24 protein-coding genes are annotated in these 23871 nt (G+C 73.2%); 7 read left to right on the forward strand and 17 right to left on the reverse strand.

Annotated elements, in window-relative coordinates; genetic code table 11:
* Positions 1-33: 33 nt before the first annotated feature.
* Together ACIP93_RS09750 and ACIP93_RS09755 are read right to left on the reverse strand one after the other, a co-directional pair.
* On the reverse strand, positions 34-345 hold the full coding sequence (locus tag ACIP93_RS09750; protein ID WP_401757188.1) for a GNAT family N-acetyltransferase: 312 nt from the start codon (positions 343-345) through the stop codon (positions 34-36).
* A gap of 60 nt (positions 346-405) precedes the next feature.
* Positions 406-1263 carry a DUF3626 domain-containing protein gene (locus tag ACIP93_RS09755; protein ID WP_401757190.1) on the reverse strand — a complete coding sequence of 286 codons (858 nt, stop codon included), beginning with the start codon at positions 1261-1263 and terminating at the stop codon, positions 406-408.
* Between the two features lie 87 nt (positions 1264-1350).
* Here ACIP93_RS09755 and ACIP93_RS09760 point away from each other — a divergent pair, with 87 nt between their 5' ends.
* Positions 1351-2175, forward strand: coding sequence for an EI24 domain-containing protein (locus ACIP93_RS09760; protein WP_401757192.1), 825 nt, complete (start codon positions 1351-1353; stop codon positions 2173-2175).
* On the opposite strand, the gene ACIP93_RS09765 is transcribed toward ACIP93_RS09760, so the two are convergent.
* The 3 genes from ACIP93_RS09765 to ACIP93_RS09775 are packed head-to-tail and all read right to left on the reverse strand — an operon-like array spanning position 2162 to position 3605.
* Positions 2162-2884, reverse strand: coding sequence for a carbon-nitrogen hydrolase family protein (locus ACIP93_RS09765; RefSeq protein ID WP_401757194.1), 723 nt, complete (start codon positions 2882-2884; stop codon positions 2162-2164). The two genes, ACIP93_RS09760 and ACIP93_RS09765, sit on opposite strands and share 14 nt — an antisense overlap.
* Before the next feature lie 50 nt (positions 2885-2934).
* Positions 2935-3339, reverse strand: a complete 405-nt coding sequence (locus ACIP93_RS09770; protein ID WP_401757196.1) for a PIN domain-containing protein — start codon at positions 3337-3339, stop codon at positions 2935-2937.
* Positions 3336-3605, reverse strand: coding sequence for a hypothetical protein (locus tag ACIP93_RS09775; RefSeq protein WP_345223194.1), 270 nt, complete (start codon positions 3603-3605; stop codon positions 3336-3338). The genes ACIP93_RS09770 and ACIP93_RS09775 overlap by 4 nt, the downstream gene beginning before the upstream one ends.
* Before the next feature lie 108 nt (positions 3606-3713).
* On the opposite strand from ACIP93_RS09775, the gene ACIP93_RS09780 reads away from it, so the two are divergent.
* Positions 3714-4322 (forward strand): LysE family transporter, encoded by a 609-nt coding sequence (locus ACIP93_RS09780; protein ID WP_345223195.1) that lies wholly within the window; start codon positions 3714-3716, stop codon positions 4320-4322.
* A 78-nt stretch (positions 4323-4400) separates the two neighbouring features.
* Here the strand turns inward: ACIP93_RS09780 and ACIP93_RS09785 are convergent, their stop codons facing one another.
* From ACIP93_RS09785 to ACIP93_RS09795, 3 genes are all read right to left on the reverse strand, one after another.
* A complete protein-coding gene (locus ACIP93_RS09785) occupies positions 4401-5651 on the reverse strand; it encodes a pyroglutamyl peptidase (RefSeq protein ID WP_401757198.1) in 1251 nt (416 codons plus the stop codon).
* A gap of 90 nt (positions 5652-5741) precedes the next feature.
* Positions 5742-7046 (reverse strand): pyroglutamyl peptidase, encoded by a 1305-nt coding sequence (locus ACIP93_RS09790; RefSeq protein WP_401757200.1) that lies wholly within the window; start codon positions 7044-7046, stop codon positions 5742-5744.
* A 165-nt stretch (positions 7047-7211) separates the two neighbouring features.
* Positions 7212-7778 (reverse strand): TetR/AcrR family transcriptional regulator, encoded by a 567-nt coding sequence (locus ACIP93_RS09795; protein WP_345223198.1) that lies wholly within the window; start codon positions 7776-7778, stop codon positions 7212-7214.
* Between the two features lie 157 nt (positions 7779-7935).
* Here ACIP93_RS09795 and ACIP93_RS09800 point away from each other — a divergent pair, with 157 nt between their 5' ends.
* Positions 7936-10401, forward strand: coding sequence for a glycoside hydrolase family 3 protein (locus tag ACIP93_RS09800; RefSeq protein ID WP_401757202.1), 2466 nt, complete (start codon positions 7936-7938; stop codon positions 10399-10401).
* A 493-nt stretch (positions 10402-10894) separates the two neighbouring features.
* On the opposite strand, the gene ACIP93_RS09805 is transcribed toward ACIP93_RS09800, so the two are convergent.
* Positions 10895-11806 carry an SGNH/GDSL hydrolase family protein gene (locus tag ACIP93_RS09805; protein WP_401757204.1) on the reverse strand — a complete coding sequence of 304 codons (912 nt, stop codon included), beginning with the start codon at positions 11804-11806 and terminating at the stop codon, positions 10895-10897.
* Positions 11807-12177: 371 nt separating this feature from the next.
* Here ACIP93_RS09805 and ACIP93_RS09810 point away from each other — a divergent pair, with 371 nt between their 5' ends.
* Positions 12178-12672 carry a DUF3145 domain-containing protein gene (locus tag ACIP93_RS09810; RefSeq protein ID WP_345223201.1) on the forward strand — a complete coding sequence of 165 codons (495 nt, stop codon included), beginning with the start codon at positions 12178-12180 and terminating at the stop codon, positions 12670-12672.
* A 118-nt stretch (positions 12673-12790) separates the two neighbouring features.
* Complete coding sequence (locus ACIP93_RS09815; protein ID WP_401757206.1) at positions 12791-14389, forward strand: PQQ-binding-like beta-propeller repeat protein; 1599 nt, start codon at positions 12791-12793, stop codon at positions 14387-14389.
* A gap of 165 nt (positions 14390-14554) precedes the next feature.
* Here the strand turns inward: ACIP93_RS09815 and fabF are convergent, their stop codons facing one another.
* From fabF to ACIP93_RS09840, 5 genes are all read right to left on the reverse strand, one after another.
* Positions 14555-15823, reverse strand: coding sequence for a beta-ketoacyl-ACP synthase II (fabF, locus tag ACIP93_RS09820; RefSeq protein WP_401757208.1), 1269 nt, complete (start codon positions 15821-15823; stop codon positions 14555-14557).
* Positions 15824-15944: 121 nt separating this feature from the next.
* The gene (locus tag ACIP93_RS09825) at positions 15945-16193 is read right to left on the reverse strand and encodes an acyl carrier protein (RefSeq protein ID WP_345223204.1); all 249 of its coding nucleotides are present in this window, start codon (positions 16191-16193) and stop codon (positions 15945-15947) included.
* 72 nt (positions 16194-16265) lie between these two features.
* On the reverse strand, positions 16266-17297 hold the full coding sequence (locus tag ACIP93_RS09830) for a ketoacyl-ACP synthase III (protein ID WP_345223205.1): 1032 nt from the start codon (positions 17295-17297) through the stop codon (positions 16266-16268).
* Between the two features lie 10 nt (positions 17298-17307).
* The gene (locus tag ACIP93_RS09835; protein WP_401757211.1) at positions 17308-18228 is read right to left on the reverse strand and encodes an ACP S-malonyltransferase; all 921 of its coding nucleotides are present in this window, start codon (positions 18226-18228) and stop codon (positions 17308-17310) included.
* 89 nt (positions 18229-18317) lie between these two features.
* Positions 18318-19565 carry a PucR family transcriptional regulator gene (locus ACIP93_RS09840; protein WP_380837010.1) on the reverse strand — a complete coding sequence of 416 codons (1248 nt, stop codon included), beginning with the start codon at positions 19563-19565 and terminating at the stop codon, positions 18318-18320.
* A gap of 93 nt (positions 19566-19658) precedes the next feature.
* Here ACIP93_RS09840 and ACIP93_RS09845 point away from each other — a divergent pair, with 93 nt between their 5' ends.
* Positions 19659-20312 (forward strand): pirin family protein, encoded by a 654-nt coding sequence (locus ACIP93_RS09845; RefSeq protein ID WP_345223207.1) that lies wholly within the window; start codon positions 19659-19661, stop codon positions 20310-20312.
* On the opposite strand, the gene ACIP93_RS09850 is transcribed toward ACIP93_RS09845, so the two are convergent.
* The 3 genes from ACIP93_RS09850 to ACIP93_RS09860 form a co-directional block, all read right to left on the reverse strand.
* Positions 20306-22030: a serine/threonine-protein kinase gene (locus ACIP93_RS09850; protein WP_401757214.1), complete on the reverse strand. Its 1725-nt coding sequence runs from the start codon at positions 22028-22030 to the stop codon at positions 20306-20308. The two genes, ACIP93_RS09845 and ACIP93_RS09850, sit on opposite strands and share 7 nt — an antisense overlap.
* Positions 22031-22140: 110 nt before the next feature.
* On the reverse strand, positions 22141-22335 hold the full coding sequence (locus ACIP93_RS09855; RefSeq protein WP_401757216.1) for a DUF397 domain-containing protein: 195 nt from the start codon (positions 22333-22335) through the stop codon (positions 22141-22143).
* Positions 22295-23143 (reverse strand): helix-turn-helix domain-containing protein, encoded by an 849-nt coding sequence (locus tag ACIP93_RS09860; protein WP_401757217.1) that lies wholly within the window; start codon positions 23141-23143, stop codon positions 22295-22297. Before ACIP93_RS09860 ends, ACIP93_RS09855 begins: the two co-directional genes overlap by 41 nt.
* 91 nt (positions 23144-23234) lie before the next feature.
* Here ACIP93_RS09860 and ACIP93_RS09865 point away from each other — a divergent pair, with 91 nt between their 5' ends.
* Positions 23235-23693 (forward strand): ATP-binding protein, encoded by a 459-nt coding sequence (locus ACIP93_RS09865; RefSeq protein WP_401757219.1) that lies wholly within the window; start codon positions 23235-23237, stop codon positions 23691-23693.
* Positions 23694-23871: the final 178 nt, after the last annotated feature.

Here is a 23871-nt window from a genome sequence, read left to right on the forward strand (position 1 = left end):
CGCCGGAGTAGGACACATCAGCCCCCGAACGTCCTACTCGTGAGCTCGTACACCCGCACCCGCGCTCCATGCCCCGGCACCACCGTCTCCCGCTCCCACCGCATGCCCAGCCTGCGCACCACGGCCTCCGAAGCGCCGTTCTCGGCATGACAGACGCTGACGAACCGCTCCAGCCCGACCCGTGAATTCCCCGCTCTCCCGCACCTCCACCGTGAAGATGCCGTGCCCGCGCGCCGCCCACTCGTCCCGCACGACCTCGGGGTCGGCGTTCAGTTCGGTGAGCGCGTCGAGGTCGGCGTCGCGCAGCGGGCGCAACCGCAGCCGTGCGGTGAGCAGTTCGGGCATCCGAGCATCCTGCCACGGGCGCGCGGTCCGGGTCCGGCGCCTCGCACGGGCCGTGCGCCGTCAGGGGTTCCGGGCGGCGCGGGCCGGTTCCCGTCGGCCGAAGCGGGCCAGGCAGTGCCACACCCGCTTCAGGGCCTGCGGGTCGTGGCGGCCCGTGCGTACCGCTTCCCCCACGGCCGCCGGGTCGAGGCGGCCCGAAACGGCGATCCGCGCCCCCAGCTCGACGTACTCCCGGCCCCGGTAGTCCGGGTGCAGCCGCAGCTCCGGTACGGGCAGGGCGAAGCCCGGGTGCCACTCCACCGGGCAGCCCAGCAGCCGGGCCGCCGCCTCCACGTCCGTGCCCCGGAAGCAGGGGTCCAGGACCAGCGCCTCCACGTCCTCGGCGAGCCGGACCGGCCCGTGCACCTGCGCCTCGACGTAGTCGTCCAGCGCGTCCCGGCCCTCCGCGAGGGCGAGTTCGGTCAGGCGCATCCGGGTGGCGACCCCGAAGTCGGTCGGCTCCAGGCAACTGTCCGGGTAGCAGAAAGTCGTCCGGGGAAGGACCCCGGCCCGCAGGCGGAGGTGCGCCGAGCCGAAGCGCGGGGCCGCCCCGTACGCGTCGGCGCGGAAGTTCGGAGCCCCGTACACCGGGCGGGCCTCGGCCGGCGCCGTGTCGTACGCCCCCGCGAAGATCCTGCTCTCCCAGCGCCACCGGTCACCGCCCGGGTGCGCGGTCAGGCCCCCGTTGCTCGTGCCCGTGACGAACTGCGAGCGGTAGACGCCGGCCGCCGCCAGCGCCCGAAGGATCGGCACCCCCCGTGCCCACCGGTCCGGATGGAAGTTGAGCGTGACGCGCACCGACGCGTCCAGGGGCGCGCCGGACGACAGCGCGGCGACGTGGGCCAGGGCCCGGTCCTGGGGTGACCTGGAGGGGATCATCCGTGCAGTGTGCTGCGCACCGCACGCCGCGCGCACCCCGATTGCCCGCCGCGCCCCCTCCCACCAGCCCACCTCTACAGTGTCTGCGTGAGAGATTTCGGGGCGGGTTTCAAGTACTTGGCCAAGGGCCAGCGGTGGATGACGCGGCACGGGCGGAGCTACGGGCTCGGGCTGCTGCCCGGTCTCGTCACGCTCGTCCTGTACCTCGGCGCGCTCGTCGGTCTCTTCACCTGGTCGGACGACTTCGTCGCCTGGGCCACCCCGTTCGCCGACGGCTGGGGCGAGACCTGGCTGACGCTCTTCCGGGGCGTGCTGCGGGCACTGCTGTTCGCGCTCGCGCTCTTCCTCGCCGTCGTCACCTTCACCGCCGTGACCCTGCTCGTCGGGCAGCCCTTCTACGAGGCCCTGTCCGAGCGCGTCGACAAGTCCCGGTCGCCGGACGGCACCGCGCCCGAGTCCGGGCTGCCGCTCGTGCGCGAGCTGTGGATCTCGGCGCGGGACAGCGTCCGGGTGCTGGTCAGGGTCCTGTGCTACGGCGTCCTGCTGTTCGCCTGCGGGTTCATCCCGGTGGTCGGGCAGACCGTCGTCCCGGTGCTCGGCTTCTGCGTGTCCGGGTTCTTCCTCACCGAGGAGCTGACCGCCGTCGCCCTCCAGCGGCGCGGCATCGAACTGAAGGAACGCCTGCGCCTGCTGCGGAGCCGCCGCTCGATGATCCTCGGGTTCGGTGTGCCGCTCACGCTCGCGTACCTGGTGCCGTTCGTCGCCGTCTTCCTGATGCCGGGCGCCGTCGCCGGAGCCACCCTGATGGCCCGCGACCTCCTCGGCGAGCCCTCCGTGGACGACGAGGACGGCGAGGGCGGCGAGGACGCCGAGGACGCCGACGGCTCCGCCGCCTCCGCTACGACCGCCTGAGCACGGGCACGTCCGCCACCGCGAGCCCCGGCACGTCCGCCGGGGCCTCGGCCAGCAGTTCGCCGCCCGCGCCCCACACCGCACTGCGGCCGCACCCGGTCCACGCGCCCGCCCGGCCCACGTGATTGGCCAGCACTACTGGGAGACCGAAGTCCCGCGCCAGGCCGGGGTACACCGTCGCCCTCTCCTCCTCGCCGCCCCCGGTCCCGTACAGCGAACTCGCCAGCCACAGTCCGCACCCGTCCTTGACCGCCTCCCGCGCCAGTTCCGGGAAGTGGTTGTCGAAGCAGGTGGCCAGCGCGATCCGTACGCCGTCGAACGTGCAGCGGCCGGGCGCGGCACCCGCCGCGAAGACCTTCCGCTCGCCCTCGAAGAGGTGTCGTTTGGCGTACGTCGTCAGGGGCGCGCCGTCCGCTCCGTACACGAAGGTGACCAGCCGCCCCCGGGAGGCGCAGTTCACCACGGCCGCCGTGCCCGTCTCCCGGCACGCCTCGCGCACGGGGTCCAGCCGGGGGTCGTCCGGGCCGCTCGTCCACAGGCCGGGGCTGGCGGCCAGCAGCCCCAACTCGTAACCGGTGACGGCGAGTTCCGCGAAGACGGTCAGCCGGGCCCCGGACGCGGCGGCCTCCCGCACGAAGGAGGACATCGTGGCGACGTTGGCGGCGACATCGCCCGGCAGGGCGGAGAACTGGGCGGTGGCTGTGCGCATGGGCAGTCAGTCTCCCAGGCCCCTCCCGGGCGTACGGGGGTCGGCCCCCGTCACACCTTGACGGTGCGCACCCTCCGGTCGCTCAACGTGCGGAGGTCGTCGGGGTCGGAGGTGAGGACGACCACGGGTCCCGGCTGCTGGAGGGCGGTGGCGGTGAGGACCGCGTCGATGGCGTACTTGTGGCCGTGGAGACCGGCGGCGGCCAGCAGTGCGGAGGCCTCACGAGCGGTGTCCTCCGTCACCGGCTCGATCTCGATGCGGGACAGCACCCAGTCGAACCGGGGCTGCTTGACGGTGGGGTTGCGGGCTTCGACCGCGGTCATCGCGCTGGTGACGACCCGGGCTCCGTGATCGCGTGCCCGCCGCACCAGTGCTGTCACTTCGCGGTCGTCGCCGACGAGCTTCGACAGTCCCTGGCAGTCGAGGACCAGGTTGCCGACGAGAGGTGCGGTCATGCGGCGGATCGCTCCTCGCCGTGCCGGGCCGGGCTGTCCGCCGTACCGCCGAGGAGCGCGTCGGCCGCGGCCAGCTCCGTCTCGGAGAAGGCGCCGTGCCGTGCCTCGTGGTCGTCGACGAGCTCGGACAGCCTCTCCATCGCCAGGCGCTGACGCAGTGCTGCCGTGATGTACGCCGAAAACTCCCCGGGCCCGACCTTCGCCCGCACCGTCTCGGCCAGGTCCTCCGGAATGCTGACCGAGTACTTGCGTGTGGTTCCGCTCATGGAACGATGGTACCACCGGCCCTGCCACCGTCGTGACCGTACGCACACGCGCTGCTATGTAGCCCGAAGTCCCTTGATCCGCAAGGGTGTCGAGGGGAGCATCCCCCCATGACAGAACTCCTCGCCGTCGCGCTGATCACCGTCCTCGCCGTCATCAGCCCGGGGGCCGACTTCGCCATGGTGGTGCGCAACAGCTATCTGTACGGGCGGACCACCGGCCTCCTGGGCGCCGCCGGGGTCGCGGCCGGCGTCCTCGTCCACGTCACGTACACCATGCTCGGCGTCGGCCTGCTCATCGCCTCCTCCACCGCCCTCTTCACCGCCATCAAGCTCCTCGGCGCCGCCTACCTCGTCTACATCGGCCTGCGCACCTTCTTCGCCCGCGCCGAGCTCGCCGTCGACCTCGCGGACAAGCGCGAGCTGTCGCCGCTGGGGGCGATGCGGGCCGGGTTCCTGACCAATGTGCTCAACCCCAAGACCACCCTCTTCGTCGTGTCGACGTTCACGCAGGTCGTCGGCCCCGACACGGCCCTGTGGCAGCAGGCGGGATACGGGCTCTTCATGTCCGCCGCGCACTTCGGGTGGTTCGCGCTGGTGGCGCTCTTCTTCTCCGACGGACGGCTGCGCGCCGCCATGCTCCGCCGCCAGAAGGCCCTCAACCGGGGCATCGGCTCGGTACTGGTGGGACTCGGGGTGACACTGGGCCTGGCACGCTGAGGTCCCCCGCAGGCCCCGCCCGCACGGCCGCCGCACGCCCCGCCCGCACGGCCGCCGCTCAGCGCGCCCCCCGAACCGCTACCGCGCCGCCGCCACCCGCAGCACCTCCCGCACCTGCGCCACGATCTCCGACCGGTTCTTCACGAACACCGGGTCGGTGATCTCCGTGGTGTTCGCCCGGTCGAACTCCAGCACCGGCGTGTGCAGATGGCCCCCCGGGACCGTCAGGCCCAGCCGGTCGCGCAGCAGCGTCGCCCGGTAGGCGATCTCGTTGGAGAGGTAGTCCCCGCCGCCCCCGGCCCGCGCCGACGAACCCGGCGTGGGCCCGTCCGGGCGGACCACGGCGGCGGTCTGCCCGGCCGGGACCTCCGTCACGGAGGTGTTGTCATACACCGGGAAGGGGCCCGTGCGCGCCGCCACGATGCGCTGGTACGGCAGTGACGTACGGGTCCACTGGGGCTGCGTGGCGGAGTCGGCGACCGGGACCGTCCCGGTCCGGCTCACGTTCAGGTTGTCGCCGAAGCCGCCCCGCCACGCCCCGTTGTACCGCTCGACGTCGAAGCGGCCCACCCGCCCCTGGCTGATCGTCGTGAACAGGTCGACCCCGCGCAGGTGCGGGCGCAGCGCGCGCTCCACCTCCCCGGCGGCGAAGTCGTCCCAGCGCACCGGGAAGACGGCCGTCTCGACGCGCGCGAGCCGCCCGTCGGCGGTGCGGATCACGGTGCCGTCCAGCGCGAGCGCGGTGGCCCCCGACGGATTGCCGATCCGGATGTCACGGTCCAGCGTGAACGGGTCGAAGCCCGTCACCAGCACCCGCCGCAGGCCCTTGGCCCCGGCGTAGCCGATGCCGTCCTGCCCCCGCGAGGACCGCTCCAACTGCTCGACGAGCCGGTCCCTGTCCCGGTCGGAGAGCCGGAACCCCGGTTCCCAGGAGCGCAGTTCACGGGTCATGGCCAGCCGCGCCCAGTACAGGGGGCGGTCGTCGCCCCGGCTCAGGTCGCCGCCCGCCGCGCCGCGCCCCTGCGCCCGGTCCACGGCCCGCCGCCACAGCCGCGTCCCATGCCGTTCGACGGTCTCCTGCGCCCTGCGGTACGTCGTCGCCCCGGCCAGCGCCGTGGCGAAGCGGGGCGCCACCGCGTCGAACCCGCTGCGGCGCAGGATCTCCCGCGGGACGGCCCGCTCCAGCCGGGCCTCCTCGACGGTGACGGCCGCGATCCGGCCGGCCGGGCCGGGCGGGGCCGCCGGGTCCGCCTGCGCGGCGGCGGGCAGGGCCGTCGTGCAGGCGAGAGCGGCGAGGGCCAGTGCGGCCGTCCGTGTACTGCGTCGCATCCCGCGTCCTTCCGTGGAGCCTCGAAACCGGCGAAGCCCCAGTATCGGAGCGCGGCCGGCGTGACGGAAGGGGGTGGTGGGTCCGGCGGGTCAGTCCGTGACCGTGCCCAGCGCCGTCCGCAGCAGTTCCCGCACCTGCCGCACGATGTCCGCCCGGTTCCTCAGGAACACCGGGTCCGTGACGGCGGTCGCGTTCCTCGGCCCGAACTCCAGGACCGGCGTGTGCAGGTGCCCGCCGGGAATCGACAGGCCCAGCCGGTCGCGCAGCAGCGTCGCCCGGTAGGCGATCTCGTTCGACAGGTAGTCCCCGCCGCTGCCCGACCACGCCCGGGAGCCCGGCGCCGGACCGTTCGTGCGCCGGACCGGGTCCCCGCCGTCCTTGGCCGGGGCCTCCACCACCGCCGTGTTGACCCGTACCGGGAAGCGGCCGGTCCTGGCCGCCGCGAGGGTCTCGTACGGCAGCGAGGTCTCGGTCCACTGGGGCTGCGCGCCCGGGTCGTCGACCGGGGCCAGGCCCTGCCGGCCCACCGTGAGGTTGTCCGGCGTGCCGCCCCGCCGGGCCCCGTTGAAGCGCTCCACGTCGAACCGGTCCGACCCGCCCTGGCTCACCGTCGCGAAGAGGCTCGCCCGGGGCAGGCGCGTGCGCAGGGCCCGTTCGACCTCGCCGGCGGCGAAGTCGTCCCAGCGCACCGGGAAGAGCACCGCCTCGACGCGGGCCCTGCGGCCGTCGGGAGTGGTGATCTCGGTGCCGTCGAGGGCGAGGGCGGCGGCCCCGGAGGGGTTGGAGGTGCGGATCTCCCGGTCCAGCGAGAAGGGGTCGAAGCCCGTCAGCACCACGTGGTCCACGCCCGGGGAGATGACGGGCTGCGCCTCGTGGCCGCGCGAGGTGCGCTCCAGCCGGTCCAGCAGCCGGGCCTGCTCGTCGGACGGCAGCGTGAAGTCGGGCTTCCAGGCGCGCAGTTCGCGGGCCATGGCCAGCCGTGCCCAGTACAGCGGACGGTCGTCGTCGCGCGGCAGGTCACCGCCCGCCGCGCCCCGGCCCTGCGCCCGGTCCACGGCCCGCCGCCACAGGGCGGTGCCGTGCCGGACGACCGCGCGTTCGGCGGACTCGTACCCCTCGGACCCGCCCAGTTCCCGTGCGAAGTCCGGCGCGACGGCATGGAAACCGCTGCGCCGCAGCAGCTCCTGCGGGACCTTGCCGTCCAGCCGCCGCTCCTCCGCCGTCGGGGAGTCGGCGGTGAGCACGGGCGCGGTCGCGGGCGCGGAGGCGACGGCGGGGGACGCCACCGTGACCGGGGGAGCGGCCGTCCCGGAGGAGCCGGCGCACGCCGAGAGGGCGAGGACGGAGGCGGTCAGCAGGGCGGGGGCGGAGGTACGGGCGGGTCCTCGGTGCATGGCGGGTGACGACCTCCGGAAGGGGGCGGCTCCCGGGCGGCTTCCGGGAGGGGGCGGTGCTTTCGGGCGGCCTCCGGGGAGGAACGGCGGTCCCGGCGGCCGCCGGGAGGGGGTGGCGGTCCCGGCGGCCGCCGGACAGCGGTGACGGCTCCGGGGGACCCGACCTCACTCCGGCCGCAGCAAGGACAGGAAGTCCCGGAACGCCCCGGGCATGTCCACCGACCCGGGGTCCAGCAACCATTGGTACTGCAACCCGTCCATCACCGCCACCAGGAGCGGAGCCGCCTGCTCCGGTGTCAGTCCGCCGGGCAGCCGCTCCCCGTACTCCGCGCGCAGCGCCCCCGCCACGCCCTCGCGCACGAGCGCGTACCGCTGGGTGAAGAAGTCCTTCGCCGGGTGCTCGTCCGTGACGGACTCCCCGAGCAGCGCCGAGAAGGTCTGCACGACGCCGGGGCGCATCGCGTTGTAGTCCACCAGCGACGCCAGCAGGTCCAGCCGCCAGGCCGCCGGGCTCAGGCCCGCCCCGCCGGTGTCCCACTGGTCGCGCTCCTCCAGGACGGCCACGAGCAGGGCCTCCTTGGTCGGGAAGTAGTGCAGCAGGCCCTGCTGGGTGAGGCCCACGCGCTCGGCGACGGAGGCCAGCGACGCCCCCCGGTAGCCGCGCTCGGCGATCACTTCGAGGGCGGCGCGCAGGATCTCCGCCCGCCTCTCCTCACTCCTGGCCCTGGCCATCACGTGCACCCGCTTCCCCTGTGATCTTGCTGGTCAGGACGGTACGCCATACCTCCCACCGACCCCCACATCACGAAAAGGCAACGAACCCTACCGTTCTACAGGTGAACCGAGTAACCATGGGGGCACCAGCAGATCTCAACGAGGAGGTACGGCCGTGGCAGGCGAGTCCACCACCCAGCACACCCGCGACGACGAGCAGGTCCGCGAGGACGTCGTCGGCGCCGCACTCGGCAGGCTCGACCTCGACGCCAAGACCCGCCTGCTGGCCGGCCAGGACATGTGGTCCCTCCCGGCCCTCCCGGAGATCGGCCTGAGGTCCCTCGTCTTCTCCGACGGCCCGATCGGCGTGCGCGGCGTGCGCTGGACCGCCGACGACCCCTCGATCGCCCTCCCGTCCCCGACCGCGCTCGCCGCCACCTGGGACCCGGAGCTGGCCCGCCGGGCCGGCCGCCTGCTCGCCCAGGAGGCCCGCCGCAAGGACGTGCACGTCCTCCTCGCCCCGACCGTCAACCTGCACCGCTCGCCCCTCGGCGGCCGCCACTTCGAGTGCTACTCCGAGGACCCGTACCTCACCGGTGAGATCGGCTCCGGTTACGTCAACGGCGTCCAGGACGGCGGCGTGGGCACCACGGTCAAGCACTTCGTCGGCAACGACGCGGAGACCGACCGCTTCACCGTCGACAACCTGATCGACCCGCGCCCGCTGCGCGAGCTCTACCTCGCCCCCTTCGAGGCGATCACCCGGAACGCCCACCCGTGGGGCATCATGTGCGCCTACAACTCGGTCAACGGCACCACCATGTCCGAGCACCGCCACCTCCAGAACGAGGTGCTGCGCGGCGAGTGGGGCTTCGACGGCGCGATCGTCTCCGACTGGATGGCGGCCCGCTCCACCAAGGGCGCCGTCGAGGGCGGCCTCGACGTCGCGATGCCCGGTCCGCAGACGGTGTACGGCGAGGCGCTCGCCGGTGCGGTGCGCGCGGGCGAGGTCGAGGAGTCGGTCGTCGACGAGGCGGTGCGCAACGTCCTGCGCCTCGCCGCCCGCGTCGGCGTCCTGGACGGCGCCCCGGCGGTCGTCTCCCCCTCGGACCTCCCCGCCGGGATCGACGGCCAGGCGGTCGCCCGCGAGGTCGCCCACCGGGCGATCGTCCTGGTGCGCAACGAGGGCGACGTCCTCCCGCTCGCGTCCAGCGGCACGGTCGCGCTCTCCGGCGCCGCCGCCCGCGACGCCCGGGTGCTCGGCGGAGGCTCCGCGACGGTCTTCCCGGAGCGGGTCGTCTCACCGCTCGACGGCCTGACCGAGGCGCTTCCGGCCGGGGCCCTCAGCTACTGCGTCGGCGCGGACCCGAGCGACGAGCTCGCGGTCGCCGACAAGGGCTTCGAGCTGCGCGCCGTCTGCCGGGACGAGAAGGGCGAGGTCATCGGCGCGGGCTCCCTGCCCAACGGCCAGGTCCAGTGGATCGGCGACGACCTCCCCGACGGCGTCAGCCACGACAACCTGCACTCCGTCGAGATCACCGGCACCTTCACCCCCCGCGAGACCGGCGAGCACGTCTTCGGCACCCGGGGCCTGGGCCGCTTCACCCTCACCGTCGGCGACGAGACCTGCTACGACGACTTCCACGGCCCGCGCGAGGGGGCCGACCCGTTCGAGTCGTTCTTCGGCGCTCCCGAGGAGCGCGGCCGCTTCCACCTCACCGAGGGGCGGCCGGTGACGGTCTCCCTCACCCACGTGGTCCAGAAGAGCACCGGCTCGCCGCTCACCGCCGTGATGTTCTCGCTGTCCCACCTCTCGCCGCGGCGCGACGCGGACGAGCTGATCGCGGAGGCCGTCGAGGCCGCGCGCACCGCCGACACCGCCGTCGTCGTGGTCGCCACCACCGACCGCGTCGAGTCCGAGGGCTTCGACCGGACCGACCTCGCCCTCCCGGGCCGCCAGAACGACCTGGTCCGCGCCGTCGCCGCGGTCAATCCGCGCACGGTCGTCGTCGTCAACTCCGGCTCGCCGGTCGAGCTGCCGTGGCGCGAGGAGGTCTCCGCGATCCTCCTCACCTGGTTCCCGGGCCAGGAGGGCGGGGCGGCGCTCGCCGACGTGCTCCTGGGCGCGGAGGAGCCGGGCGGCCGTCTGCCGACCACCTGGCCGGCCGCCTTCTCCGACGCGCCCGTCACCCAGGTCGCCCCGGTCGACGGCGAACTCCCCTACGCCGAGGGCGTCTTCATCGGCTACCGCGCCTGGGACAGGGCCGGGACCGCCCCCGCCTACCCCTTCGGCCACGGCCTCGGCTACACGACCTGGTCGTACGAGTCGGCCACCGTCTCCGGTTCCGGCAGGTCGGTGACGGTCCGCCTCACCAACACGGGAGACCGGGCGGGCCGGGAGGTCGTGCAGGCGTACGTCGCCCCGGTCTCCGACACGGCCGGGCGTCCGGCGCGGTGGCTGGCGGCGTTCGGGGGCGTGACGGCGGGGGCGGGGGAGACGGTCGAGGTCACGCTCGATCTTCCGCGCCGGGCCTTCGAGATCTGGGACGAGGCGGCCTCCTCCTGGACCCTGATCGAGGGCCCGTACACCCTCACCCTCGCCCACTCCCTGACGGACCCCCGCCTGACGGTGCCCCTCTAGGGGCGCGGGGAACTGCGCACCCTGCCACGACGCCCCCGCACGTTTCCCACCGAGGGCGGCGCCCCTTCAGGGGCGCGGGGAACTGCGCGACCAGCCACGACGCTCCTGCACGGGAACCGTTCCCCTTGGCCGCGCGGCGAGCGCTTCAGGGAAAGGGGCGGGTCCGGGGCCTCTCTGCCCGAGCCGGACGGGGCTGTGCGTCCGGTGCCGGGGCTGAGCTCACGGCCTCGGCGGAGACGCGCGTCCGGCGCAGGCGCTCGGGCAGGGGGGCGGCACCCGGGCGGGCCGGGAGCGGAAGGGGCCGCCCCCTTGCCCGCCCGTCCCGCCCCCTTGGGGCGGCCCCGTCGCCCAAGGGGACGAGGGGAAGGGAAAGGACGGGCCCGTCGCCCCGGGGGGACGGGGGCGCAGGGCGAAGGGGGTTGCGGCGTGCGAGGGGGCGAGGGCGCTGTCCAGGAGGGGTGCTGGGGGCTGCGGCGCGCAAAGGGCCCCGGGGTTAGTCCGGGGCGGTGATGCGTTGGTGGGCGAGGGCCGCGAGTTGGTTCTGGCCGTTCACGCCGGGATGGAAGAAGTCCCACTGGCTGAGCTGGGCCCCGGTGAAGGCGTAGTCGAAGACGGCGCCCCCGTCGTAGCGGCACCTGGCATCCCGCCCGCACACCTCCGCCAGCACCCCGTTGTACGCCACCACCCGCTCCCGCACCGCCTCCCGCCGCGCCACCGCCGCCGCGTCCGCCGCGTCCGCGTCGCCCAGCATCGAGGGGCAGATCCCCAGTCCCCACACCTGCTTGCCGAGCGGATTGCCCCGCCCCAGCGACCACAGCCTCTTCAGGTCCGGCACGCTCGCCACGTACACCTGCGTCCTCGGCAGCTCCGTCCGCACCTCCTTCAGCGCCCGCTCGAACGACCGGCGGAAGTCCGCGACCGGCGTCATCTGCGCGACCGAGCTGCGGCACGCGTCGTTGGCCCCCGTCATCACGGTGATCAGCTCGGGCCGGTGCCCCACCGCCCGCGCCGTCTGCCGGGGCAGGTCGGCCATCCGCGACCCGGTCACCGCCAGGTTCCAGCTCCGCGACGCGGCGCCCGCAGCGCCGAACAGCCGCACCGCGAGACTCCGTACGGACGCGTGCGTACCGGTCGCCCAGGACGCCTGCGGGCAGTCCGCCAGGACCTCGCACGCGTCGAACCCGCGTGTTATCGAATCGCCGACGGCAACGAGCGAGGACGGCGACCGGTCCCACGTGGGGGTGGGTTTCGCGGAGGGCTTCGCGGTGCTCCGCGCCGGGGCGGGGCCCGCCCCCTCGCGCGCTCCGCCGTCCGAGCACCCGGCGACCAGCGCGAGCAGGGCCGACGCCGCCGCGGCCGCCGCGCGCAGCCGCCGCGCCGGACCCTTCGTACCGCTCTCCCGCATGTCCGTGTTCCCTCCGCGCCGTGACCCTCCCGTGGACCCGGGGTGGAAAAGCCCGGAATCCAGCCACACACCCGGTATTTCGCCCCGCCCCCGGACCGACAGTACGTCACACCCCCGGGCGCGCCGCACGGTAGCTTTTCCCCACCGGGACCGCACCGGCCACAGCACCGGACGGCGCTGTGACCCGTCCCATCGGCCCCGGTACATTACATGACGTCACATACTGTCCCTTTTCAGGAGTTTCACCCCGGATGCTGTTTACTGTTGACAGCCTCGGGATTCGGCCAGGCGTGTCACCCCCGACCGCAGGGCGCAGGGAGTACGAGGCCGCAGGTGTTCGCGAACCTCGACCCACACAGCAGGAGGTCCCGGTGACGACACGTGGAGTTCTCTACGTTCACTCCGCACCGCGCGCGATGTGCCCCCACGTCGAATGGGCGGTGGGTTCCGTCCTCGGCGTGCGCGTCGGGCTCGACTGGATCAGGCAGCCCGCCGCGCCCGGCACCTGGAGATCCGAGTTCTCCTGGCAGGGCAGGGCGGGCACGGCGTCCAAACTGGCCTCCGCCCTGCGCGGCTGGGACATGCTCCGCTTCGAGGTGACCGCGGAGCCCTGCCCCACCGCCGAGGGCGAGCGCTACAGCTCCACCCCGGCGCTCGGCATCTTCCACGCCGTCACCGGCATGCACGGCGACATCCTCGTTCCCGAGGACCGGCTGCGCGCCGCGCTCGCCCGTTCCGTGCACGGGGAGAGCGACCTGGAGGCGGAGGTCGCCCAACTGCTCGGCAAGCCCTGGGACGACGAGCTGGAACCCTTCCGGTACGCCGGCGAGGGCGCCCCGGTGCGCTGGCTCCACCAGGTGGTCTGACCGGCCGCACCGGCGGCCCGCCCCCGATTCCGGCCCCCGCCGACCGCACCGCCCGGGACCGGGATAGATTCCGCCCACAGTTGAACGAGTTTTTACCTGTGGGGGGTAGGAAGTGCGCGTGGGTCAGGTGGTGGCCGGGGCCGCCGTCGTCATCTCGGGAGGCCTGGTCGCGGCAGCGGTCAGGTTCCACATCGAGGATTCCCGGCTGGAGCGGATCGAGGGCGTCTGCACCGGCGACAACTGCCTGCCCGGGTCCGCGGCCGTCGACGGCTGGGCGCACGCCTTCACGGTCCTCGGCGTGATCGCGGTGCTGATCACCGTACTGGCCTTCATCGCCGTCGTCGTGCCGCCGCCCCCCAAGGGACCGGACGGCAAGGTCACCGGCCCCTCCCCGCACCGCAAGCGGGCCTGGATCGCCCTCCCGCTGGTGCTGGCGGGCCTCGCCGCGTTCCTGTGGCCCGCGGGCTCCTGGGCCGCCTCGCTGCCCGGCAAGGCCCGCTCCGTGGCCTGGTCCCTCCCGTACGAGAACACCGGGTCGGACAACGGCGGCAGCACGTACGACATCCGCAGCGTCTGGACGCTGCCCGGCGGCCCGAACCTCGTGCGGATCACCCCGGACACGCTCACCGCGCACTCCCTGGCCGACGGCCGCCGCCAGTGGCAGACGCCCGTGCCGACGCGGCGCACGGTGTGCGGCACCGCCACCCGCGCCGGAGCGGACCTCGCCCTGATCGGGTACGCCCGCCACGACCAGCCGTGCGCGGAGCTGGCCGCGGTCGACCTCGCCACCGGGCGGACCCGCTGGCAGCAGAAGCTGCGCCACGACGAGTACGACACCCGGGCCCGGACCGGCAGCTTCGCCCTGGCGGGCCGCACCGCCGTCGCGGTGGAGACGGAGCGGCTGCGGGCCTTCGACACGAACACCGGCAAGCAGGCCTGGACACGGCCGTTCCCGAAGAAGCGGCTGTGCACGGCCGGTGCGCTGGACGCCTCCGCGGACCGGGTCCTCCTGATGGAGGAGTGCGTCAAGGAGTACGGCGGGGACGCCTCGGTGACCCGGCTGATCGCCCTCGACGCGGCCACCGGCAAGCAGCTCTGGCGCACCGCCCTGCCCGTGGAGTCGCCCGCGCTCAGCGCGTACTTCGCCTCGACCGCGCCGGTGGTCCTGCGGGTCAAGGAGCGGGACGAGCGCGGGGTGGACGCGTTCTTGTCGTACGACGACAAGGGGCGCGCCCGCGCGGTCCTGAAGGTCTCCCGCCACGCCGACGGCAACCGGAACGCCAACTCCGAGAGCGAGGGCCTCATCGGGCTGCCCGGGCAGGCCCGCGTGGTCGGCGACCGGCTCGTCGCGGGGGCGATCACCCCGGGGGAGACCAGCGTGCGCTGGGTGGGCGCGTTCTCCCTGGCCACCGGCGAACGGCAGTGGCTCAAGCGGCTCCCCGACCTGGCCACGGCGCTGCTCACCGGCACGGACGGGCGGCTCACCGTCCTCATCCGGGGTGACGACACGCCCTACCTGGCCTCGTACGACCTGCGCACCGGGCGCAGGACCGCGGCCCCGCTCGGCGTTCTCGGGTCACGGACCCCGAACCCGTCCTCGGCGTCGCTGCACCAGGGGCCGGGCTCCACGGTGGTCGTCGTCAACGAGGACCAGCCCAACCAGTACAGCAGCCTCAAGCACCTCGCGGAGCCGGTGCCGGTCTTCGCGATCCGCTGAGGCGCCGGCCGTACGGCGGCACGAGCGCCGCGGAGCGGGCGACGGCGCACGGCGACGGCGAAGGCCCGCCCCCGCGAGAAGCAGGGGGCGGGCCTTCGCCGTGCACCGGAAACGTACGAGAGCGTACGGAAAGGTACGCGAACGGATGGAACGTACGCGAACGGATCAGACCGTGCGGAACGCCAGCACCACGTTGTGGCCGCCGAAGCCGAACGAGTTGTTGATCGCGGCGATCGTGCCCTCGGCCGGCAGCGCGCGCGGCTTGTCGCGGACGATGTCCGCTTCCGCCGCCTCCGGGTCGAGGTCGTCGACGTTGATGGTCGGCGGGGCCGTGCGGTGGTGCAGCGCCAGGACCGTCGCGACGGTCTCGATGCCGCCCGCGCCGCCCAGCAGGTGGCCGGTCATGGACTTGGTGGCGGAGACCGCGACGTGGTCCAGGTCGTCGCCCAGCACCTTGCGCAGCGCCTTGATCTCGGCCACGTCGCCCTGCGGGGTGGACGTGGCGTGCGCGTTGAGGTGCCTGACCTCGGACGCTTCGAGGTCGGTGGAGTCCAGCAACTGCTGGAGGGCGGCGGCGATGCCCCGGCCGGTGGGCTCGGGCTGCGCGATGTGGTGGGCGTCGGAGGACAGGCCCTGGCCGACGGCCTCGCAGTACACCTTGGCGCCGCGCGCGGCGGCGTGCTCGGCGGACTCCAGGACGACGATGCCGGCGCCCTCGCCCAGGACGAAGCCGTCACGGGCGGTGTCGTAGGGGCGCGAGGCCTGCTCGGGCTCGTCGTTGTTCTTGGACATCGCCATCATGTTGGCGAAGGCGGCGATCGGAAGCGGGTGGATGGTGGCTTCCGTGCCGCCGGCGATGACGACGTCGGCGCGGCCGGAGCGGATCATCTCGATCGCGTAGCCGACGGCCTCGGCGCCCGAGGCGCACGCGCTGACCATGGAGTGCACGCCCGCCTGGGCGCCCATCTCCAGGCCGACGTTGGCCGAGGGGCCGTTCGGCATGAGCATGGGGACGGTGTGCGGGGAGACGCGGCGGACGCCCTTCTCCTTCAGCACGTCGTACTGGTCGAGCAGGGTGGTGATGCCGCCGATGCCGGAGGCGATCACGGTGCCCAGGCGCTCGGGCGAGATCTGCTCGTCCTCGCCGGCCTTGGCGGTGAAGCCCGCGTCGGCCCACGCCTCGCGGGCCGCGATCACGGCGAACTGCGCGGAACGGTCCAGCTTGCGGGCGAGCGGCCGGGGCAGCACCTCGGACGGGTCGACCGCGGCCTGGGCGGCGATGCGCACCGGCAGCTCGGCGAAGCGCTCGCCCTCCAGGGGGCGGACGCCGCTGCGTCCGGCCAGCAGACCTTCCCAGGTCGACGCGGCGTCGCCACCCAGCGGTGTAGTTGCGCCGATACCGGTGACGACCACGGTGCGATTGGTCGGGATCACAGGAATTCTTTCTCCACGTGTAGAGGGGGAATCTTTACGGCGCCACCGCCGGGTGGCGAGTACGGCGCTACGGACGGGCGACCCCGGCGACGGGGCGGCCCGGTCCCGGTTGCCGGCCTGATCAGGCCTGGTGCTCCAGGATGTACTTCGCGGCGTCGCCGACCGTCTTGAGGTTCTTGACGTCCTCGTCGGGGATCTTCACGTCGAAGCGCTCCTCGGCGGCGACGACGACCTCGACCATGGACAGCGAGTCGACGTCCAGGTCGTCGGTGAAGGACTTGTCCAGCTGGACGTCCTCGACCGGGATACCGGCGATCTCGTTGACGATCTCTGCGAGACCGGCGACGATCTCTTCCTGCGTGGCGGCCATGACGGCGCTCCTTCGGTTAAGGGTGAATTTCAGCGGGTGCGGGCGGCAGGCGGGCGGAAACCCGCAGACGCCCTAGGGGAGGGTAACGACAGTCGCGGCGTAGACGAGACCCGCCCCGAAGCCGATGACCAGGGCGGTGTCCCCGCTCTTGGCCTGTCCGGTGGCCAGGAGCCGCTCCATCGCGAGCGGGATCGAGGCCGCCGAGGTGTTGCCGGTGGTCTCGATGTCACGGGCGACCGTGACGTGTTCCGGCAGTTTGAGGGTCTTCACCATCGAGTCGATGATCCGCATGTTGGCCTGGTGCGGAATGAAGACGTCCAGGTCTTCGGGGGCGATCCCGGCGGCGTCCAGCGCCTGCTGGGCGACCTTCGCCATCTCGAAGACGGCCCAGCGGAACACCGCCTGGCCCTCCTGCGTGATGGCGGGGAACTTGACCTCGCCGCTGCTGTCCAGCGGAAGCTGCGCGACGTCGCCGACCCGCCACTGGTCCCAGGCGACGGTCTGCTTGATGGTCTCGGACTTGTCGCCCTCGGAACCCCAGACGGTCGGGCCGATGTGCGGCTCGTCGGAGGGGCCCACGACGACCGCGCCCGCGCCGTCGCCGAACAGGAAGGCCGTCGCGCGGTCCTCCAGGTCGGTGAGGTCGCTGAGCCGCTCCACGCCGATGACCAGCACGTACGCGGCGGACCCTTCGACGATCATGCCCTTGGCGAGGGTCAGGCCGTAGCCGAAGCCCGCGCACCCGGCGGAGATGTCGAAGGCGGCGGGCTTCCCCGCGCCGATCCGGTCGGCGATCTCGGTCGCGACGGCCGGGGTCTGCTTGAAGTGCGAGACCGTCGAGACGATGACGGCGCCGATCTGCTCCGGGGAGATCCCGGCGTCCGCGATGGCCTTGCCGGACGCCTCGACCGACATCATCGCCACCGTCTCGGTCGCGTCGGCCCAGTGCCGGGTGGCGATGCCGGAGCGCGAGCGGATCCACTCGTCGGAGGAGTCGATCTTTTCGAGGATCACCTCGTTGGGCACCACCCGGGTCGGGCGGTAGCCGCCGACCCCGAGGATGCGCGCGTACGGAGCGCCCTTGCTGGGCTTGATCTTCGACATGGCTCGCTCCTTACGCGCTCGCGTGCTCGGCGAGGAGCGCGCGGGCCGCGTCGAGGTCGTCGGGGGTCTTGAGCGCGAGGGTCTTGACGCCCGGCAGGGCGCGCTTGGCCAGCCCGACCAGCGTGCCGCCGGGGCAGACCTCGATCATCGCGGTCGCGCCCAGCGTCTGGAAGGTCTCCATGCACAGGTCCCAGCGGACCGGGTTGGAGACCTGGCTGACCAGGCGCGAGACGACCTCGGAGCCGGCGGCGACGGTCTTGCCGTCGGCGTTCGAGACGTACGTCAGGGAGGGGTCGGACACGGCGAGGTCCTGGGCGGCCTTGCCCAGTTCCGCGACGGCCGGAGCCATGTGCTCGGTGTGGAACGCGCCGGCCACCTTCAGCGGCACCACGCGGCGCACGCCCTCGGGCTTGTCGGCGTCCAGCGCGGCGAGCTGCTCGGCGGTGCCGGCGGCGACGATCTGGCCGGCGCCGTTCACGTTCGCCGGGGTCAGGCCGAGCTTCTCCAGGTGAGCGACGCTCACCTCGGGGTCGCCGCCCAGCAGGGCGGACATGCCCGTCTCGGTGACGGCGGCGGCCTCGGCCATGCCGAGTCCGCGCGTCCGTACGAAACGCAGCGCGGCCTCGTCGGCGAGCACGCCGGCGAACACGGCGGCGGTGATCTCACCGACGCTGTGCCCGGCGACGGCGCCGGCGCCGGAGATGTCGCCGAGCGCGGACGCCGAGAGGAGACCGGCGGCGACCAGCAGCGGCTGGGCGACGGCGGTGTCACGGATGGCGTCGGCGTCGGCCTTCGTGCCGTAGTGGACGAGGTCGAGACCGATGGCGTCGGACCAGGCCGCGACGCGGTCGGCCGCGCCGGGGAGGTCGAGCCAGGGGGTCAGGAAGCCGGGCGTCTGAGCGCCTTGGCCGGGAGCGACGAGTACGAGCACCCTCACACTCTCTCTTGTGGGCGGCGTCTTCTGCCCGTGGGGACTGGGACGAAGAACCGACGGTCTCATTGTTTGTATCCGACAAAAGTCTAGGACGGCTGTTCGCCGTCGGCCAGACGCCCCAGGATGAGCGCGATACGGAGCGTGAAGGCCGATCGGACGTCGGACGGCGACCATCCGGTGACGTCCGTCACACGTCGCAGCCGGTAGCGCACGGTGTTGGGGTGCACGAACAGCATCCGCGCCGCCCCCTCCAGGCTGCTCGCCTGCTCCAGATAAACGCTCAGGGTCTCCAGGAGTGCCGAACCGGCCTCCTCCAGCGGTCTGTAGATCTCCTCCACCAACTGCTCCCGCGCGCCACGGTCGGAGGCGATCGCCCGCTCCGGCAGGAGATCGTCCGCCAGCACGGGCCTCGGGGCGTCCTGCCAGGCCGTGCACGCCTTCAGTCCGGCGGCGGCGGCCTGGGCGGAGCGGGTGGCGGCCAGCAGGTCGGGGACGACGGGTCCCGCAACGACGGGCCCGGCCGCGTACGGCCCGATCAGGGCCTTCGCGACCTGCAACGGGTTGTCGCTGCCCCCGGCGATGACGACCAGCCGCGAACCGAGCACCCCGGTCAGCACTTGCAGCTTGGCGTGCCGGGCGGCCCGCCGGATGGCCTCCACGGTCAGCTCGGAGTCCCCGTCGGGGGCGGTGCCGAGGACGACGCACACGTGCTCCGGGGCGTTCCACCCCAGCGCGGCGGCCCGCGAGACGGCCCCTTCGTCGGCCTCCCCGGACAGCACGGCGTTCACGACGAGCGATTCGAGCCGCGCGTCCCACGCCCCCCGCGCCTCGGCGGCCTGCGCGTACACCTGGGCGGTCGCGAAGGCGATCTCCCGGGCGTACACGAGCAGCGCCTCCCGCAGCACGGACTCGTCGCCCGGGGCGGCGACCTCCTCGATGGCCGACTCCATGACCTCGATGGTCGTCCGGACCATCTCGACGGTCTGGCGCAGCGTGATCGCCCGGGTCAGCTCGCGCGGAGCCGTCCCGAACACGTCGGTGGAGATGGCCTGCGGGGTCTCCGGGTGCCGGAACCACTCGGTGAACGCGGCGATGCCGGCCTGCGCGACCAGTCCGATCCACGACCGGTTCTCGGGCGGCATCGCCCGGTACCAGGGCAGCGTCTCGTCCATGCGCGCGATGGCGCTCGCGGCGAGGGAGCCGGCGGACTGCTCCAGCCGCTTGAGCGTCGCGGAGTGCGGGTGGGCGTCGTAGACGTCGTTCGCGGCGGCCGCTTCGGCTTCTGCTTCGGCGGCTGCGCCGGGCTGCTGCGCTTCGGGATCGGATCGGGGCACGGGGACAAGACTGCCTTATCCGGCGGCGGGCGTGATCGGCAGGCCGCGCGGAGACCGCCCCCGGAGGCCCGCGCGCGGCCCTAGGCTGGCTCCGTGATCTCCGTACGACGCTCAGCGGACCGGTACCGGGGCGGCGACCCGGCCGCCGGCATCGAGTCCCTGCACGCCTTCTCCTTCGGCCACTTCTACGATCCGGACAACCTCCGCTTCGGCCCGGTCCTCGCCTGCAACGAGGAACGCCTGGCCCCCGGCGCGGGCTTCGACGAACACCCGCACAGCCACACCGAGATCGTCACCTGGGTCGTCGAGGGCGAGCTGACCCACCTGGACTCCACGGGCCGCGCCACGCTGGTCCGCCCCGGCGACCTCCAGCACCTGAGCGCGGCCGACGGCGTGCGCCACGTCGAACGCAACGCGGGCCCGGACCCCCTGGTCTTCGTCCAGATGTGGCTGGCGCCGCTGGCACCGGGCGGCGAGCCCGCGTACACACTGGTCCGGGACCTCGCCGCCGCCCCCTACGAGCTGACGGCGGCGGGCGCGGCCCTGACGGCACGACGGCTCCCGGCGGGCGGCCGGACGGACCTGCCCGGCGAGGCGTACGTCCACGTCGTGCGCGGCGAAGTGGCCCTGGACGGACAGGAGCTGGGCCCCGGCGACTCGGCGCGCGTCGGCGGCGGACCCGGCCCCGGCCTGACGGCGACGACCCGCGCCGAGGTGCTGGTGTGGGAGTTCCGGGCGGCTCAGTAGCCGCTGCCCGACGGCTCCGCCGCGTTGCGCCACACCGTGAGGTCCAGGGTGACGTAGTCGGCGGGCTCGGAGGCGCCGGAGCGGCCCCGGTAGGTGACCAGGGCGATGTGCCCGGACTCGGTGTGCACGCAGAGCTGCGAGCCCTTGGAGACCTGCGACACGGTGACGCGCTCGGTGAACCGGGTCTCCGCCCGGCAGGTCTTCAGCGACCCCTCCTGGGAGTTGTTGAGGAGGGACACCTTCTCGCCGTGGCTGCCGAGGTAGCGGTCGTCGCTCCAGTAGTAGAAGTCGGCGTCGTCCTCGTAGGCGGCGTCGCCCGAGTGGACCGGCTGGGGCGGGGAGTCGGCGAAGCGGATGTAGTAGTCGTTGGTGAGGTGCACGCCCTTGTAGGTGACCGGCTTGGGGTCGGGGCGGGGCGTGCCGCTCGCCTGCGCGCCGGGCCGCTTGGCGTCGTTGCCGCTGTTGCCGGCGAGACCGGCGAGGAGCGCCGCGCAGCCGCCGACCGGAAGCAGGACCGCCGCGATGACGATGAGGGCGACGGCCCCGCCGCTCATCTTCTTCTTCGGCGCGGGCGGCGTCCAGACCGGCTGCGGCTGCGCGGGGTACGGGGCGGAGTGCAGGCTGTGCTGGGGGCTGGTGGGGTACGAGGTGGGGTTGTACGGGGCGGGGTGGTACGGGACGGGGCCCGTCGGCGGCGGTGTCGGCAGGGCGCTGGGCGGCGGGGGAGTGGCCGACGGCGGGGTGGCGGTGACCGTCGGGGCGTGGTGCACGGACGGTCCCGGGGCGGCGTCCAGGGAGGTGCGCATCGCGGCCCAGGCCCGGGTGCGGCGGTGGATGTCCGCCTCCATCGGCTCGGGCAGCCAGCTCCCCTGCTGGGACAGGGGCACGGGGGAGGCGGCCCGGCACAGGTCGATGATCTCGCCGGGCTCCGGGCGCTCCGCCGGGTCCTTGGCGAGACAGCGCGCGAGGAAGGCCAGCTCGCCCGGGAGCCCGCTCAGGTCGGGCTCCTCGTGCACGATCCGGTACAGCACGGCGTGCGAGTTGCCCTGCCCGTACGCCGAGGCGCCGAGGGCGGCGAACACCGCCACCAGCCCCAGCGCGAACACGTCCGACGCCGGACCGACCTCCCGGCCCGCCGCCTGCTCCGGTGACATGAACGCGGGCGTGCCGACGGTGACACCGGTCCCGGTGAGCGCGGTGGCGTCGGCGGCCCGCGCGATGCCGAAGTCGATGACCCGGGGCCCGTCGGCGGCCAGCAGCACGTTCGCGGGCTTCAGGTCCCGGTGCACGATCCCGGCGCCGTGAATGACCTTCAGCGCCTCCGCCATCCCGGCCACCAGCCGCAGCACGGCGGCCACCGGCAGCTTCCCGTGCTCGTCCACCGCGACGGCCAGCGAGGGCCCGGCGACGTACGCCGTCGCGAGCCAGGGCCGTACGCCCTCGGTGTCGAAGTCGATGACGGGCGCGGTGTAGAGCCCCTGCACCCGCTGCGCCGCCTGCACCTCGGCCCGGAACCGCTGCCGGAACCCGGGGTCGTCCCCGAGTTCGGGCCGGATCACCTTCACGGCGAGGGGATGCCCGCCGGGCGTGTACGAGAGGTACACCTGCCCCATGCCGCCCGCGCCGAGCCGGGCGGCGATGCGGTAACCCGCCACCGTGCGCGGGTCGTTGTCCTCCAGCGGGCTGAACTGCCCGCCCTCTGCCGTGCCCTGGTGCATGTGTGGTCCCCGTTGCTCGACGTCGTGCCGGACGTACTGCGTACCATGTCGCGCTGAGCGCACGACGAGGGCCCCGCACCTGACACCAGGTGCGGGGCCCTTCGTCGTGCTCAGCGCAGGGTGTCCACGAACGTGCTCCAGGCGGCCGGACCGAAGAAGAGGACCGGGCCGTCGGGGTTCTTGCTGTCGCGGACGGGGACGGTGGTCGGGCAGTTGCTGACGACCTCGACGCAGTCGCCGCCCGTGCTGCCGCTGTAGCTGGACTTACGCCACCGCGCGTTTTCCAGGTCCGGACCGTGCTCCATATCGTTCCTCCATCACGCGCGTGATCAGTGCCGCTGAATCCTCCACGGAGAGGGCTGCGGCCTGCAAGTGAGCGTAACGGAGCGAGGCTTCGCGGATCGTCTCGGCGTCGGCTGTCATGTGGCCCGAGATCAGATCTTCCGTGTAGATGATGTCCGGGTCGTCATCGAACCGCAGGAGGTTGAACATTCCGTCCAGACTTTTGTGCGCGCCCGCTTCGAACGGCAACACCTGAACCCTTATCCACCGCTTCCCCATGAAGCTCAACAGGTGCGCGAGTTGGTCTCGCATGACCTCGCGGCCGCCGATCGGCCGATGCAGGACAGCCTCGTCGAGGATCGCCCAGGCCAGCGGAGGGCGTTCTCGCTCCAGGATGCGCTGTCGCTCCATACGACCCGCGACCAGCCCTTCCAGGTCGTCCGGCATGCCGGTGGCGAGGACGGCCCGCGCGTACTCCTCCGTCTGGAGCAGCCCGTACACCAACTGCGCCTGGTACGTCGAGATGTACGCCGCCTTCGCCTCCATGTCCGCGTACGGCTGGAACCACGTCGGCAGTTGGCTCCGCAGGACGAGCCCAATCAGCCGGGAGAACAGGCCGTCCGTGCCGAGCGCGGCGTCCACGCGTTCGGAGAAGTCACGGGTCGGGATCTTCTTCGTGGTCTCGATCTGGCCGATCAGCGAGCCCGTGCAGAAGATCGCCTCGCCGAGCTGGCACTGCCGCAGGCCCGCTTCCTCGCGCAGACGGCGCAGTTCGAAGCCGTAGTAGTCGAGGGGTGAGGCGCTGGGGTCGAGGGAGCGGATGTGAGCCACGGTGGGGGCCTCCCGACGTACTCCTGCAACGAGTGGCAGGGTTCGATCCAGTACGTAGCCGAGTGTAGTTGGCCGAACGCACTCTGGTGGCATGAATCACACAACTGCCCCTCAGGCACCGGAGCTTGGGGACCCCCTCGGCGCGAGCTACCGCACCGGCTTCACCGTCGGTGAGCACTCTGCCAGGCACTTGCGGCGCATCCTGCGCGTGTACCTCGCCAACTGGCGGCTGCTGGACCTCGCCGACGCGGCGGAACTCGCCCTCACCGAACTCGTCGCGAACGTTGTCCGGCATGTGCCGGGCCGGCGTTGCTCGATGGTGTTCCTGTGCGGCGCGGAAGGGGTGCGGGTGGAGGTCGCGGACGACTGCCCGGAGCTTCCGGTCGTACGGGCCGGGGCGCCGGACGGCGACGCGGAGGAGGAGGCCGGGCGGGGGCTGTGGCTGGTGGGGGCGGTGACGGACGCCTGGGGGGTGGAGCCCAGGGGCGGCGGCCGGGCGGGGAAGACGGTGTGGTTCGAGTGCCGGGCGGCTGTCAAGAAGGATGCATGAAGGGCACGGGAAAGCACGGAGGAATTCAGCCGCTGCGGGCCGACTGCGGACTCGTGGCCGTAATGAATTCATTCGTTGACACCCGAATGGGCGCGGTGGTTGGCTCCGTCCCGGATTCGAGAGACCGATCCACCGGAATTCCATTGATTCGGTGTTCTGTCGAATAGTCGTCGGACGG

The sequence above is a fragment of the Streptomyces sp. NPDC088745 genome (assembly GCF_044751045.1).
Taxonomy (GTDB): domain Bacteria; phylum Actinomycetota; class Actinomycetes; order Streptomycetales; family Streptomycetaceae; genus Streptomyces; species Streptomyces cremeus.